Here is a 14,288-nt window from a genome sequence, read left to right on the forward strand (position 1 = left end):
ATTAATTATAAAAACTGAAGTTTTTACAGTTTGTACCTGAATTTCAAGGCAATATCCCTGACCTCGGTTACAGTGACTATGTGATCAATATTTACAAGCAGTTCCTCATTTGTAGATTCTTCAACAAGATATAAAAACTTATTATTTTCAAGATATCCTCTTATGTCTGACTCTGTAAGAAAAAATCTTGTTTCTTCGTTATCAAGAACGACTTTATATATCTTCATCTGATTTTCCTCCGGTCTATATTGTTGGCACAACATTTATATCGACTTTATTCCCCATTTTTCTTTTCAGTTCATAAATTATGCTGCTTTCAGGATTGGCTCTTCTGCTCTCTCCCATAATTATTGTGTCAATCTTATTTTTTATTGCTGACTTAACCAGAGAGTCCAGAATATCATCAGATTTTATCAGCGTAAGGCTTGCATCAAATTTATTGCATACTCCAAAAAGATATTCAAGCGCTTCTCCCGACTCCTCACCCTTGATTACACTGTCTTTTGAAACATGAATCACATGAATTTCTCCCGGACTCGTTTCCAGGATATCCAGAGCATTATATATCAGCTTTTCGCAAACTTTCTGGTCAGTGACGCATACCATTATCTTTTTTCCTGTCATATTATGAAGTCCTCCTTTGAGTGTAATTATATCATACCAAATGATTAATTGTAATACTGGATGATGTTAAATACTTTTTTCTATTAGGTGTTTTAATTTCTTACAGTTTATGATATATTAGAGTTGTAAAAATAATAATTAAAGGAGATAGATTACAATGAAATTTTCAAAAAGAATCGAAGCAATGCAATCTTCACCAGTCAGAAAATTAGTGCCTTACGCGCAGGCAGCTAAAGCACAGGGAAAAAAAGTTTATCATCTTAACATCGGACAGCCAGACGTAAAAACTCCTGCTGTGTTTTTTGATGCAGTAAGAAAATTCGATGCAGAAGTTCTTGAATATGCTCTTTCACAGGGTATACCAGAGCTTATCGATGCAATCGTTGACTACTATAAGGAAAATGACCTAAACTACGATAAAGAAGAGATACTTATAACAAACGGAGGAAGTGAAGCGCTTATGTTCGCTATGCTTGCTGTTTGTGATCCTGGTGACCAGATACTTGTACCTGAGCCGTTCTATACAAATTACAACGGATTCGGATCAACTGTTGACGTAAGTCTTACTCCAGTTACTACAAAAGCAGAAAACGGATTCCACCTACCTTCTAAAGAAGAAGTTCTTGCAGCTATAACTCCAAGAACAAAAGCAATACTTCTTTCAAACCCGGGAAATCCAACAGGAGTAGTTTACACTAAAGAAGAAGTTAGAATGCTTGCTGACATAGCAATCGAAAAAGACCTTTTCATAATATCTGACGAGGTGTACAGAGAGTTTGTATACGACGGTGAAGTTCATACAAGCTTTGCAAGCATGGAAGATGCTGCTGACAGAGTAATACTTATAGAGTCTATTTCAAAGAGATTCAGCGCATGCGGAGCAAGAATAGGCTCACTTGCATGCAAAAATAAGCCTCTGATTGCACAAATAATGAAGCTTTGCCAGGGAAGACTATGCGTTCCTACAATAGAGCAGATTGGTGCTGTAGAGCTTTATAAAATGCCAAAATCATACTATGATGAAGTTTGCGCAGAGTACAGAGGAAGACGTGACATAGTTTACAAGGCACTTCAGGAAATGCCGGGAGTTGTATGCGAAAAGCCAAAGGGTGCGCTTTACGTTGTTGCAAAACTTCCAGTTGAAGACGCAGAGGATTTCATAATCTGGATGTTAAAAGAATTCGATCTTAACGGAGAAACTGTTATGATGGCTCCAGCAGAAGGATTCTATGCAACAAGCGGACTTGGCAAGAATGAGGCAAGAATAGCCTACGTTCTAAATGCTGCTGAGCTTGAAAAAGCAATGAACTGTCTTAAAGAAGGACTCAAGGCATATACAGCACTGAAAAAATAATTTATGACAATATCAAAAAGCCAACCTTACGGTTGGCTTTTTTTATATTATCCGATACTACTTGTTAACTTTTTCTTTTAATCCTTTTCCAGCTTTGAATGCAGGAGCTTTTGAAGCTTTGATTGTTATAGTCTCTTTTGGGTTCTTTGGATTTCTGCCTTCTCTTGCAGCTCTCTCTCTAGTTTCAAAAGATCCAAATCCAACTAACTGCACTTTTTCGCCTGCTACGAGAGCTTCCTCAACACATGCCATGAAAGCGTTAAGAGCAGCTTCTGTTTCCTTTTTTGTCAATTCACATTTTGCAGCCATATTTGCCACTAATTCGGCCTTGTTCATTAGATTACCTCCTAATAATTTAAGTATCATAAAAGTTAATATAAAACCTACAACCTGATCAAAAAATATGATAAATCAGATTTTTTGCTGAATACTGCAAATTGTAAGTATTTAAAAAGTTTAACCTCTTGTCTTATAGTTTTATCAAAAAAACACTATAAAGTCAAGCGTTTTGAGCTATTTTATAAGTTTTTCTTCTTTTTTTATACGTTCCCATATTATATTGACATCTTCTTTGGTAAAAGCTTCCTCTTCCCCAAATACATGAGGATGTCTCCTGATTATTTTTTCGTTTATACCATTAATTATGTCATCGATATCAAACAACTCTTCTTCTTTTCCAATCTGAGCCTGAAGCACAATATGAAGAAGAAGGTCTCCAAGTTCTTCAATAATATTATCTATATCATTGTTTCTGACCGCATCTCTGAATTCATCAAGCTCCTCATAGAACTGAGGCATGAGTGATTCTCTGGTTTGCTCTCTGTCCCATGGACAGCCATTTTCACCTCTCAGCACTTCAATAGTCTCAACAAATCCTGACATTGACTGATTTTTTTCAGCATAAGGGAAAGGTACGAAAACGCTGCTCAAATGATCAAATTCAAAATCATATCGGTCGAGCTCGTAAAGTTTCAAACTTATTTTCTTTTCCAGAGACTTTATTCCCGCTGCTTTGAATATGATGATGTCCGTGTCATCTGCAATTATATCCATTAGCTTCAGCTTTAATTCCGATGCTATAAATCTGTCGTATACCTGAGTAAACACAAGGCTGTTGCAAAGCCCTATTTTTTTCTCATTAAAATCCAGTGCATCAACAAGCGTAAATCCTTTTGACGGATCAAATTCTAGAAACACGAACATGTCGTCCAGAAAGCTCGTTGAAGAGATGATTTCCGTTTCTATTCCTTTTTCTCTGCTCAAACGAACCAGTCTTTCTACGGATTTCTCTGCTACACAAGGATGGCCCGGAACAGCATATACGACATCATCAGATTGAGACTCATTAATTATTATGTTTGATATTTCATCGTAACAACTCTCGAAATCATCTGATTTATCATAGATATAATCAAAAGATCTGTAATTCATTCCGTCTTCAACAAGAGAATCAACTACAGGATGATTTTCTGTCCTTAAAAATATATTATCTGAACTGGTAAGTATCCGGTAAGCCTTCAAGCTTATGCTGGATATATCTCCAGAACCCAGTCCAACAATAGTTATTTTCATGCTATTTTCTCACCGCAACAGCTTCGATTTCAACAAGTACATCTTTAGGCAGCCTTGCTACCTCTACGCAAGATCTGGCAGGTGCAGTCTCACCAAAGAATGTTGAATATACTTCGTTCATTGCTGCAAAATTGTTCATATCACTTATAAATACAGTAGTCTTGATAACATTGTCCATAGTAAGTCCGGCTTCAGCAAGAATTGCCTTCACATTACTTAGAGACGCTTTAGTAGCTGCTTTTATTTCCGTTTCCATTTCTCCTGTATCCATGTTCAGCGGCAGCTGGCCTGATGTAAATACCAGATTTCCGATGTCAATCCCCTGAGAATATGGACCTATTGCAGCTGGAGCCTTGCTTGTAACTACATTTTTCATAAATAACCTCCTGTTTTATATAATATTATTCATTTTAACACGAAAGTATTAATATTACAACGTTTTATTAATTACTCCTGGTTTTTTGCTACTCTTGCAAAAATCTTCTTTCCTTTGATTTTATAATTGGATACTTCGCTTAGTATTTTAGTGGATTTATTGTTTAGAATATCAATTATCGTGTATTCTTTCCCTACTTTTATGACCCCTATGTCTTCGAATGTTATCCCGTCAATACTGCAAAGAAGCCCTACAAAATCAGTAGTCCTAAACTTTTTATTCTTACCGCCTCTGAAATACAGTTTGGTCACATCTTCCTGTTTTCTTTCTTTATCGCTCATATTAGATTTCATGGTGTTGAAAGACTTGAAGTAAAGTGTTGTCTCAAGCTTGATTTCAAGTTCGTACGCTTCTGTTTTTCTGCTCTTCATTGCACTTTCTGTTTTATTTAACATATCTGCGTTCGATGAAGACACGAGAGTAAAAGCTTTTCCTGATTTGCCCGCACGTCCAGTCCTGCCTATCCTGTGTACATATTTATCTGACTCAAATGGAGCCTCGTAGTTGATTACCGTGTCGATGTCTTCAATGTCTATCCCTCTTGCCGTAAGGTTTGTTGAAACAAGAACTGCTCTAAGGCGAGATTTAAACTCCTTAACTGCATTTTCTCTTTCCTTCTGCGGCATGTCTCCATGAATCCTGTAAGCTGTCTGGATATTCTTTTTCAAGTATTCATATATCCTGTCAGTCATTGACTGTGTGTTGCAGAATACTACCGATTTGCATGAATTTTCATTCGCAAGAATATTCATTATAATCGTCATTCTTTTTTCAAAATCACTCATTCCTGACAGATCATCAAAGTCAGAAACATGGAGTATAAATTGTTCTATATCAGGTTCCTGATTTTCAACACTTCCGTTCTGAAAACATTCACCTTCCTCAAAATAATTGTAAACAAAGGGATTGTCCATATGCTTTTCAACCACCTTTTTAAGATCATGCGGAAGCGTTGCAGATACAAATATATTCTGTCTGTCCTCAGGAAGTGAATCTATTATAGAATCTATCTTTTCAATGAACCCCGGCTTTATAAGTTCATCAAACTCATCCATCACAAAAAAACTGACACGACTTAAATCAATCGTACCTCTTGATATGTGGTCAAAAAGCCTGCCTGCGGTAGCTACAACGACATGGCATTTCTGTTTTAAAAGAAGTCTTTCGTTCTCATAGCTCTGCTTCCCGTAGATAACCTGAACACTGACCTTTTTATAACGGCCGATATCAGAAACTTCCCTTCCCACCTGAACAGCCAGCTCTCTGGTAGGCGCCAATATCAGAGCCTGCGGTAGATTCTGCTCCCATATAACCGATTCGCACAGTGGTATGCCAAATGCAGCGGTCTTGCCCTTCCCAGTGGCTTCAATCATAATCACATCTCTGCCTGTCATTATTTCGGGAATTGTTTTTTCCTGAACAAGTGTTGCTTCTCTATATCCAATCTTTTCAATCGCTTTTAATATTTCGCTGCTTAAACCAAAATCCTTGAATTCCATATGATTTCCTTTCAAAATAATCTATCATTTACGATATATTATAGCACACGACTCTACAGTAGACTTCAACTTTCATTATTTTCATTGAATTATATTGATAAAAACGTTATAATATAGTGTTAAAACTTAAAGATTATAATAAAGGAATTTTTATGATAAACTTACCATCCGTGTATCTTCAGGAAATGAAACTGCTCCTGAAAGATGAATTTGAATCATTTTTGAGCTCATATGATAAAGAAAGATTTTCAGCGCTTAGAATAAACAGATTAAAAATCACAAATGAAGAATTTGAGTCACTAATGAAAACCTTTGTCCCAGACATGAGGATTACTACAGTTCCGTGGTGTAATTCAGGTTATTATTACGATAAAGACTCAAGGCCAGCCAAGCTTCCATATTACAACGCAGGCCTTTACTACATCCAGGAACCTTCTGCGATGTCTCCGGTAGAGTACCTGGATATCCAGGAAGGAATGAAGGTACTTGATTTATGCAGTGCACCAGGCGGGAAAAGCACACAGATTGCATCACTGCTAAATAACACCGGTCTTCTTGTAAGCAACGATATCTCCGGGCAAAGAATAAAAGCCGTACTAAGAAACATCGAGATAATGGGTATAACTAATGCACTGATCATGAATGATGCTCCGGAAAAAATCGCATTGAGATTCAGTTCATATTTTGACAGGATACTCCTTGATGTTCCCTGCTCAGGAGAAGGAATGTTCAGAAAAGATCCCGATCTCATAAAAACTTACGAATCATCAAAAATAGCAAACCCAGATATGCAAAAAAGAATACTTTCAAGTGCTGCCGCAATGCTCAAGCCAGGTGGACTTATAATGTATTCCACCTGTACATTCAATATTGATGAGAACGAAAATCAGATAAAAGATTTTATAAGTAACAATCCGGATTTTGAGCTTATAAATATAGAAAAAAAACATGGATTCGAAAGTGGAATTGGCATTTACGAGGCCTGCCGACTTTTCCCTCACAAGGTGAACGCTGAAGGACACTTTCTATGCCTGATGAAAAAATCATTCAACGGAACCGGCGAAGAACCTACAGATCAAACACATCATTCTGAAATCTCAAGAAAAAACAAGATATCAAAAACAGTTTCAGGAAGCAGCCTTCCAAATGAATATCTCGATTTCCAGAGAAAAAACCTTAATATATCAATAGATGGAATCTTCACGATTGAAAACAACAGGATATACAAAGAACTTCAACTTTCAAGAAATCTCTCCGGACTCAAAATCATTAGAAATGGATTGTTTATTGGAGAAATAAAGAATTCTAATTTCATACCAAGTCCAGCATTCATAATGTCTTTAAAAAAATGCGATTTTAAGAATACATTGGATTATAATGTAAACGATGAAAATTTGATTAAATATCTTAAATGTGAGACAATATTCGCAGATGTAAAAGACGGAATAATCGTAATCTGTGTTGATGGATTTCCACTTGGATATGGCAAAGCAAAAAATGGAACAGTAAAAAACCACTATAACAAAAACTGGAGGCTTTTATAGCAAGCCTCCATATAAAATGAATTGGAGCACGAAATGGCAAAAATGAGAATAGATAAACTACTTTCGAACATGGGTTATGGTTCAAGAAGAGAGATAAAATCCGATTTGAAAATGGGGAAAATAACAGTTAACGGAATAACCGCCAAGGATCCTTCGTCAATGATAGATACAGAATCAGACAAAGTAATGTATCTGGATGATCTGGTTGAATACAGAGAATTCGTATACATCATGATGAACAAGCCTCAAGGTGTAATATCAGCAACAGAAGACAGCAGAGAAGAAACGGTTATCGACCTTCTCCCTGACAGCTACAAGGCTTTTAGCCCCTTCCCGGTCGGAAGGCTCGACAAAGATACCGAAGGCTTGCTTATAATTACGAACAATGGTAAAATGGCTCACAATATGCTTTCGCCAAAAAAACATGTTAAAAAACTCTACTATGCACATGTATCCGGAAAAGGGCTTACCCAAAAAGATGTCCTGGATTTCATCAGAGGCATATTCTTAAATGAAGACAATTACAAATGTCTGCCTGCCGAGCTTAAAATACTGGACTCAAAAGAGAATGAATCTACATGTGAGGTAATAATTGAAGAAGGTAAATATCACCAGGTAAAAAGGATGTTTGAGGCCTCAGGCAGAACAGTTACGTTCCTTAAAAGAATCAGCATGGGACCAATCGAACTCGACAGCAACATAGCCCCAGGAGATTTCCGTGAACTTAATGACAGAGAGATGGAACTATTGGAAAATTACCTTTAGTCTTGTTTGCATCACTCGTCACATAAATATAAAGAGAGGAGATGGCTGCAAAATATAACATGCAGCTTTCTATAATAATGAAAAAAAGAGAGATACTGGAACTTACAGTTGACAAGCTTAACTTCGGAGGAGAAGGAATATCGTTTTTTGAAGACAAAAAGGTTGTATATAAGAACGGAATCCCCGGTCAGAAAGTAAGAATACTGATAAAAAAGATAAGAAAAAATAAGATAGACGGAAAAATACTCGATATAACCGCTCCATCACCACTCGAATCAGAAAACGTATGCAATCACTACAGCATCTGCGGTGGATGTTCACTTCTTTCCGTGTCATATCACAGACAGGTGCTAATCAAGAAGAATCAGATTAAAGAGATGTTCCTCGAATCAGGCCATGACGAGTTTGAGAATATGGAAATGATCCCCAGCCCTATTCATCTCGAATACAAAAACAAAATGGAGTTTACCTTCGGAAACGAAGAAAAGGATGCTCCGCTTGCATTAGGTATGCATATGACAAACAGAAGCAACAGCATTGTATATGTTAACACATGCAAGATAATAGACGAAGATTACAGAAAAATACTTTCAGCAACATGCGAGTATTTCAGACATAAGGATCTTCCATTTTACAGGATTCTGAGCCACGCCGGATACCTGAGGCATCTCGTGGTTAGAAAAGGGCAGAATACAGGAGAGATACTTGTAAATCTCGTAACAACTTCACAGATAGAGTTTGATATGAGCGATTACGTAAAGTTGCTAAACAATCTCGATCTGGACGGAAGTATCACCGGTATACTCCACACTGTCAACAACTCATATTCAGATGCAGTTATATGCGACAGTATGGAAATACTCTACGGAAGAGATTATTTTTACGACAGACTGCTCGGACTTAAATTCAAAATTTCCCCTTTCTCATTCTTCCAGACCAACACAAAGTGCGCAGAAGTCCTTTATAGTGTTACGAAAGAAATGCTTGGAGACAAAAAAGATAAGATAGTATATGACCTTTACAGCGGTACAGGTACCATCGGAATACTTATATCAGAAAATGCAAAGAAAGTATACGGAATAGAGCTGATTGAAGAAGCTGTAGAAATGGCAAAGGAGAATTGCCTGATCAACAACATAGATAATGCAATATATATAGCCGGCGACGTTGCCCAGGAGGTATCCAAGCTAAGTGAAAAACCGGACGTAATAATAATCGATCCTCCAAGAAGCGGAGTTCACCCTAAGGCAATGAAAGACATCATTGCGTTTGACTCAAAAGAAATCATATATGTATCATGCAACCCAAAAGCACTGGTTGAAGACCTCCATAAACTCAAGGATAGCGGTTATAAAGTCCTTCAGGTAAAGGGAGTAGATCAGTTCCCAAATACACCTCACGCTGAAGTGATAGTACATCTGAAAAAGCAGTAAGCATAAAAAGGTCAGAGAAGTGCGTCTTGTTACAGACTCGCTCATCTGACCTTTTACTTTACAGATTTATGATTTATATTATTTGCTTTTACCTACTTCCATTCGATTGTAGAAATCATAGCTTTATGCTCAGCTTCCTCTTCTATAGTAAACGGTATAGATTTATAGTTCAGGAAGGAAATTATCTTGTCACCTTTCTGTATTCTGTGATAAATCATATACATCCCCGTGGATGGATCTTGCACAAGAACTCCATAAAATTTTCCTCTATCTCCCAGATCTATGTTGTCCATCCTCAGGACTTCCATCTCTGTTGACATATGAAGCTCTTCTTCTATCATCTCTTCATTTAAAGTTATTCCCGGCATTACAAATTCGCTGATATCCAAAAATTCACCTTCTCTTTCAAAGGAATATACATATCCTTCAGGTTCATCCGTCTTTGTAACATCACCCTTTTCAAATCCCTTTTGAAGCTGAACCTCAAAATCCTTGTCACTGCTTTCAAATTTTATCCCATTATCACTGCTACAGCCAGTTATAGACACCAAAACTACCAAAGCTGCTATTAAGAGATTTCTTGATTTTCGTTTAATCTTCATTCTATGCTCCTTTGCGCTAAATAAATATGATTATGTAAGACAATTATATCAGAATTGTCTAATTCTTTCCAATATAATTATTTCGGTACATCATCATACATAACAGTCAATAACACTTTATGCAATATTCTAGTCCTCTTAATTCATTTATGCAAGATTTCTATTTTTTGTATTCTTTATATCCACCTCTGAAAACGTTTGCGTTCCTGATTTTTCCGCTTTTTGTAATTATGGGTCATTTCAATAAATGCAATTGTTAAATTTTTAATTTCAAAAAGGTGTTGACGAACTCTGCAAAAAGTATTATCATTACTACAATATAAATTAACAGGAGGACAACGAAATGGAATTCAAATTAGTCGATACAACATTAAGAGATGGAGAGCAAACCGCAGGAGTAGTATTCGCAAATCAGGAGAAACTGAATATTGCAAGGATGCTGGATGAGGTTGGCGTCGAGCAGATAGAAGCCGGCATACCTGTCATGGGCGGAGATGAAAAAGAAATTATCAAAAAGATTGTTAAGAGTAATTTGAAGGCCAGCATCATGGGGTGGAACAGAGCAATCATAAAGGACATACAGGCTTCGATAGACTGTGGAGTAGATGCCGTAGCAATTTCAATTTCCACATCTGACATACACATAAAGGATAAGCTTAAATCTACAAGAGAGAAAGTTCTTGATCAGATGATAACAGCTGTAGACTATGCAAAAAAAGAAGGCTTGTACATTTCAGTGAATGCAGAAGATGCCTCAAGAACTGACGATGACTTTCTGTATGAATTTATAAAGCATGCAGTAAATGCCGGTGCAGACAGAATAAGATACTGTGACACCATAGGAATACTCAACCCAATCAGAACCTATAATACAATTAAATCGATAAAAGATACATTTGGTATAGATGTGGAGATGCACACTCACAACGATCTTGGAATGGCAACGGCAAATGCAATTGCCGGCGTTATGGGCGGCGCAACTCATGTAGGGGTAACCGTTAATGGTCTTGGAGAAAGGGCTGGAAATGCTTCTCTTGAAGAAATAATAATGGCTGCAAGATGCTCGCTTTACGAAAATAACAAATATGATTTATTAAGGCTGAAGCCACTTTGTGAATATATAGCAACTGCATCAGGCAGAAAGCTGTCTCCATGGAAGGCAGTCGTTGGAGATAACATATTTTCACATGAATCCGGAATACATGCAGACGGTGCAATAAAGAATCCACGGACGTACGAGCTTTACTCTCCAGAAGACGTTGGCCTCTCAAGAAAACTTGTAGTTGGAAAACACTCAGGCTCTGCAGGCATAAAAAACAAGCTTCTCCAGCTTGGAATAAATATGGAAGATGCGCTTGGACCTGACATTCTTGAAAGTGTAAGATCTCATTCGATAGAACTCAAACGCTCACTTAATGACATGGAGCTTCTGACTATATATTCTGATTTAAAAAATAACGGAAGAATGCTTTATGTAGATTCACTTTAAATTCACCGGAGGATAAATATGGGAAAATCTCTTACAACAAAAATTCTTGAAAATAAATTACTTTCCGGTTCACTCACTCCAGGAAATGAAATCTCAATAAAAATCGATCAGACACTTACACAGGACTCTACAGGGACAATGGCATATCTCCAGCTTATGCGCATAAATCCTGCTGTTATAAAAGTAAGCAATGCTGTTGCATACGTAGATCATAACATGCTTCAGACAGGATTCGAAAACATGGATGACCATGAATTCATAAGATCCATATGCAGAAAATATGGAATAACTTATTCAAAACCAGGTAACGGAGTGTGTCATCAGCTTCATCTTGAGAATTTTTCAAAGCCAGGACAAACACTGCTTGGATCCGACAGCCACACTCCCACCTGTGGCGCAATGGGTATGATAGCAATAGGTGCAGGCGGACTAGACATTGCAACAGCACTTTCTTCAGGAAAGTACTACTTTAAAACTCCGCAAGTCGTAAACATTCATCTTGAAGGCAAGATAAGTCCGCCCGCTTCAGCTAAGGATATAATACTTCATATCCTAAAAAAGTCAGGTGTCAAGGGAGGCGTAGGAAAAATCCTTGAATACACAGGTCCCGGATCATCCTCACTCTCGCTTACTGAAAGAGCCACTATATGCAACATGGGAGCTGAGCTTGGAGCTACAACCTCTATTTTTGAAACCGATCATAAAACTCTTGAGTACCTTGGTTTTCAAGGAAGATCAGGCGACTATTTAGAGATTAAGGCAGACCCAGATGCATATTATGATGAAAAAATAGTAATAAATCTGAATGACATAGTCCCTATGATTGCAAAACCTCACAGTCCGGATAATGTCGAAAGTATTTCAGGAGTCTGCGGAGTTAAAGTCAACCAGGTCGCAATAGGAAGCTGCACAAATTCATCTTACGAGGATTTAACCAGAGCTGCATCTATATTACGAAACAAAAAAATATCGGATCATGTCAGCCTGGTTATTGCACCAGGATCCAGCAGCATACTGTCTATGCTGGCTGCAAACGGAGCACTTTCAGACCTTATAGACTCAGGTGCCAGAATACTTGAATGTGGTTGCGGACCATGCATAGGAATGGGACAGGCCCCAAATACAAATGGTGTTTCACTTAGGACCTTCAACCGAAATTTCAAAGGTCGAAGCGGAACCGACTCTGCAGAAATATATTTAGTAAGTCCTGAGTCCGCTGCAGCAAGTGCTCTCTGCGGATATATAACAGACAATATTCCTGACTTTGATGCAGATATATACAACAAACCCGATCTTGCAATTAGAAATAAAGGCTTTTTCATATATAACAAACCTGACATGAATCAGGATATCGTAAAAGGACCAAATATAAAGGAGCTCCCTGTTCAAAATGCTCCATCAGACTTCATAAGACTTAAAACCGTATTTATAGGTAAGGATAATATATCAACGGACGATATAACGCCTTCAGATTCAAAAATGCTGCCGTTCAGGTCTAACATAGAGTATCTTTCCGATTTCTGCCTTGCAAGGCTCGACAGAGATTTCCCTAAAAGAGCAAAATATAATAATCCAGGGATAATTGTTGCCGGCGAAAATTATGGCCAAGGATCCAGCCGTGAGCACGCTGCGCTTTCCCCCGCTTATCTCGGAATAAAGGCAGTAATCGCAAAATCTTTTGCAAGGATTCATAAATCAAATCTCATAAACAACGGAATAATTCCCCTCATTTTCGAAAACCCTGAAGACTATTATAAGATAAGCCTGCTCGATGAAGCAGAACTATCCAGTGCTCTAACAAGAATAGCACACGAAGAAATCTTTGAGATTAATATAAACCAAACGCCTGTAAAGGTAAGGTTAGAGGCTTCAAAAAGAGAAAGAGAGATCCTGCTGCATGGCGGCTTTCTAAAATACATTTCAGTCAAAGGAGAAAACTACTGATGCATAGTATAACACTGATTAACGGCGACGGAATCGGACCAGAGGTTATAGAGTCCGCTGTTAGGATAATTGATGAATTCAAGCTTCCGATCGTCTGGGAAAAATTTGAGGCCGGCAAAGGATATTTCGAAAACACCGGACTGCTCCTTCAAGATGGACTCCTGGACAATATTCAAAAAAATAAGATAGTGCTAAAGGGACCCACCGAAACTCCTGTAGCCGGAGGCTTCAGAAGCATAAATGTACTTCTTAGAAAAGAATTTAAAACTTACGCAAACATAAGACCCGTAAAATCAATGGCAGGCATAAAATCGAATTATGATAATCTTGATCTTGTAGTAATAAGAGAAAATACAGAAGATCTCTATGCAGGAATAGAGTATATGGCTTCAGCTGACGTTGCCCAAAGCATTAAAATAATTAGCAGAGAAGCCAGTGAAAAAATATGCACATATGCATTTGAATATGCAAAAGCGAACAACAGAAAAAAAGTAACCGTCGTTCATAAAGCAAACATCATGAAACTTACTGACGGCCTTTTCCTTGACACCTTTAGAAAAATCTCAAAACTTTATCCAGAAATATCTCCTGATGAGAAAATAGTTGACAATATGTGCATGCAGCTTGTAATGAACCCAAACCAGTTTGATGTAATAGTCGCTCCCAATCTCTATGGAGACATAATTTCAGATCTGTGCTCCGGCCTTACTGGGGGCCTCGGACTTGCCTCAAGTTCAAACATTGGCGACGATATAAGAATATACGAAGCTGTACATGGAAGTGCCCCCGATATAGCAGGTCTTGATATAAGCAATCCTACAGCTGTCATACTCAGCTCAGCCATGATGCTTTCTGATATGGGTTACAGGAAAGAATCCGAGAAAATCGTAAAAGCTGTAATCAGGACTGTTTCAAACACCAAATTTCATACGCGAGATCTTGGAGGAACAGCAGACAGATTAAAATTCACAGACGCCGTGATTTCAAATTTATAACCAAAAGACTCATCTTATCCAGTAGTTGGAT

At 37.7% G+C, this 14,288-nt stretch carries 14 protein-coding genes; 7 read left to right on the plus strand and 7 right to left on the minus strand.

The genetic code is table 11. The features are described 5' to 3' along the window. Nucleotides 1-23: 23 nt before the first annotated feature. Nucleotides 24-227, minus strand: a complete 204-nt coding sequence (locus AC4PGZ_RS05750) for a hypothetical protein (protein ID WP_492160102.1) — start codon at nucleotides 225-227, stop codon at nucleotides 24-26. Nucleotides 228-243: 16 nt separating this feature from the next. Further along, on the minus strand, nucleotides 244-624 hold the full coding sequence (locus AC4PGZ_RS05755; RefSeq protein ID WP_492160103.1) for an adenine nucleotide alpha hydrolase family protein: 381 nt from the start codon (nucleotides 622-624) through the stop codon (nucleotides 244-246). A gap of 157 nt (nucleotides 625-781) precedes the next feature. Here AC4PGZ_RS05755 and AC4PGZ_RS05760 point away from each other — a divergent pair, with 157 nt between their 5' ends. Further along, the gene (locus AC4PGZ_RS05760; RefSeq protein WP_492160104.1) at nucleotides 782-1,978 is read left to right on the plus strand and encodes a pyridoxal phosphate-dependent aminotransferase; all 1,197 of its coding nucleotides are present in this window, start codon (nucleotides 782-784) and stop codon (nucleotides 1,976-1,978) included. 57 nt (nucleotides 1,979-2,035) lie between these two features. On the opposite strand, the gene AC4PGZ_RS05765 is transcribed toward AC4PGZ_RS05760, so the two are convergent. The 4 genes from AC4PGZ_RS05765 to AC4PGZ_RS05780 all read right to left on the minus strand — a co-directional run bounded on the left by AC4PGZ_RS05765 (nucleotide 2,036) and on the right by AC4PGZ_RS05780 (nucleotide 5,485). Continuing rightward, nucleotides 2,036-2,314, minus strand: a complete 279-nt coding sequence (locus tag AC4PGZ_RS05765) for an HU family DNA-binding protein (RefSeq protein ID WP_492160105.1) — start codon at nucleotides 2,312-2,314, stop codon at nucleotides 2,036-2,038. 177 nt (nucleotides 2,315-2,491) lie between these two features. Continuing rightward, nucleotides 2,492-3,550 carry a MazG nucleotide pyrophosphohydrolase domain-containing protein gene (locus tag AC4PGZ_RS05770; protein WP_492160106.1) on the minus strand — a complete coding sequence of 353 codons (1,059 nt, stop codon included), beginning with the start codon at nucleotides 3,548-3,550 and terminating at the stop codon, nucleotides 2,492-2,494. 1 nt (nucleotide 3,551) lies between these two features. Next, nucleotides 3,552-3,926, minus strand: a complete 375-nt coding sequence (locus AC4PGZ_RS05775; protein WP_492160107.1) for a RidA family protein — start codon at nucleotides 3,924-3,926, stop codon at nucleotides 3,552-3,554. A gap of 71 nt (nucleotides 3,927-3,997) precedes the next feature. After that, nucleotides 3,998-5,485 carry a DEAD/DEAH box helicase gene (locus AC4PGZ_RS05780; RefSeq protein WP_492160108.1) on the minus strand — a complete coding sequence of 496 codons (1,488 nt, stop codon included), beginning with the start codon at nucleotides 5,483-5,485 and terminating at the stop codon, nucleotides 3,998-4,000. A 152-nt stretch (nucleotides 5,486-5,637) separates the two neighbouring features. Between AC4PGZ_RS05780 and AC4PGZ_RS05785 the strand changes: the two genes are divergently transcribed. From AC4PGZ_RS05785 to rlmD, 3 genes are all read left to right on the plus strand, one after another. After that, complete coding sequence (locus AC4PGZ_RS05785) at nucleotides 5,638-7,029, plus strand: RsmB/NOP family class I SAM-dependent RNA methyltransferase (protein WP_492160109.1); 1,392 nt, start codon at nucleotides 5,638-5,640, stop codon at nucleotides 7,027-7,029. Nucleotides 7,030-7,062: 33 nt separating this feature from the next. Beyond that, nucleotides 7,063-7,794, plus strand: coding sequence for a pseudouridine synthase (locus AC4PGZ_RS05790; RefSeq protein WP_492160110.1), 732 nt, complete (start codon nucleotides 7,063-7,065; stop codon nucleotides 7,792-7,794). 77 nt (nucleotides 7,795-7,871) lie between these two features. Beyond that, nucleotides 7,872-9,227, plus strand: coding sequence for a 23S rRNA (uracil(1939)-C(5))-methyltransferase RlmD (gene rlmD, locus AC4PGZ_RS05795; protein WP_492160248.1), 1,356 nt, complete (start codon nucleotides 7,872-7,874; stop codon nucleotides 9,225-9,227). A gap of 92 nt (nucleotides 9,228-9,319) precedes the next feature. On the opposite strand, the gene AC4PGZ_RS05800 is transcribed toward rlmD, so the two are convergent. After that, nucleotides 9,320-9,829, minus strand: a complete 510-nt coding sequence (locus AC4PGZ_RS05800) for a hypothetical protein (RefSeq protein WP_492160111.1) — start codon at nucleotides 9,827-9,829, stop codon at nucleotides 9,320-9,322. Between the two features lie 343 nt (nucleotides 9,830-10,172). Here AC4PGZ_RS05800 and nifV point away from each other — a divergent pair, with 343 nt between their 5' ends. From nifV to AC4PGZ_RS05815, 3 genes are read left to right on the plus strand one after another with little or no spacing between them, the layout of a single operon-like run. Further along, on the plus strand, nucleotides 10,173-11,318 hold the full coding sequence (gene nifV / locus AC4PGZ_RS05805) for a homocitrate synthase (RefSeq protein WP_492160112.1): 1,146 nt from the start codon (nucleotides 10,173-10,175) through the stop codon (nucleotides 11,316-11,318). Between the two features lie 18 nt (nucleotides 11,319-11,336). Beyond that, a complete protein-coding gene (locus AC4PGZ_RS05810) occupies nucleotides 11,337-13,262 on the plus strand; it encodes an aconitate hydratase (RefSeq protein WP_492160113.1) in 1,926 nt (641 codons plus the stop codon). Further along, complete coding sequence (locus tag AC4PGZ_RS05815; protein ID WP_492160114.1) at nucleotides 13,262-14,257, plus strand: isocitrate/isopropylmalate dehydrogenase family protein; 996 nt, start codon at nucleotides 13,262-13,264, stop codon at nucleotides 14,255-14,257. The genes AC4PGZ_RS05810 and AC4PGZ_RS05815 overlap by 1 nt, the downstream gene beginning before the upstream one ends. The last annotated feature ends 31 nt before the right edge of the window (nucleotides 14,258-14,288 follow it).

It is taken from the genome of Proteocatella sp. QWL-06, from assembly GCF_058684135.1.

Bases quoted from the DNA above. Each gene is read 5' to 3' on its own strand.
- AC4PGZ_RS05750 (WP_492160102.1), bottom strand. From the start codon at position 227: ATGAAGATATATAAAGTCGTTCTTGATAACGAAGAAACAAGATTTTTT.
- AC4PGZ_RS05755 (WP_492160103.1), bottom strand. From the start codon at position 624: ATGACAGGAAAAAAGATAATGGTATGCGTCACTGACCAGAAAGTTTGC.
- AC4PGZ_RS05760 (WP_492160104.1), top strand. From the start codon at position 782: ATGAAATTTTCAAAAAGAATCGAAGCAATGCAATCTTCACCAGTCAGA.
- AC4PGZ_RS05765 (WP_492160105.1), bottom strand. From the start codon at position 2,314: ATGAACAAGGCCGAATTAGTGGCAAATATGGCTGCAAAATGTGAATTG.
- AC4PGZ_RS05770 (WP_492160106.1), bottom strand. From the start codon at position 3,550: ATGAAAATAACTATTGTTGGACTGGGTTCTGGAGATATATCCAGCATA.
- AC4PGZ_RS05775 (WP_492160107.1), bottom strand. From the start codon at position 3,926: ATGAAAAATGTAGTTACAAGCAAGGCTCCAGCTGCAATAGGTCCATAT.
- AC4PGZ_RS05780 (WP_492160108.1), bottom strand. From the start codon at position 5,485: ATGGAATTCAAGGATTTTGGTTTAAGCAGCGAAATATTAAAAGCGATT.
- AC4PGZ_RS05785 (WP_492160109.1), top strand. From the start codon at position 5,638: ATGATAAACTTACCATCCGTGTATCTTCAGGAAATGAAACTGCTCCTG.
- AC4PGZ_RS05790 (WP_492160110.1), top strand. From the start codon at position 7,063: ATGGCAAAAATGAGAATAGATAAACTACTTTCGAACATGGGTTATGGT.
- rlmD (WP_492160248.1), top strand. From the start codon at position 7,872: ATGAAAAAAAGAGAGATACTGGAACTTACAGTTGACAAGCTTAACTTC.
- AC4PGZ_RS05800 (WP_492160111.1), bottom strand. From the start codon at position 9,829: ATGAAGATTAAACGAAAATCAAGAAATCTCTTAATAGCAGCTTTGGTA.
- nifV (WP_492160112.1), top strand. From the start codon at position 10,173: ATGGAATTCAAATTAGTCGATACAACATTAAGAGATGGAGAGCAAACC.
- AC4PGZ_RS05810 (WP_492160113.1), top strand. From the start codon at position 11,337: ATGGGAAAATCTCTTACAACAAAAATTCTTGAAAATAAATTACTTTCC.
- AC4PGZ_RS05815 (WP_492160114.1), top strand. From the start codon at position 13,262: ATGCATAGTATAACACTGATTAACGGCGACGGAATCGGACCAGAGGTT.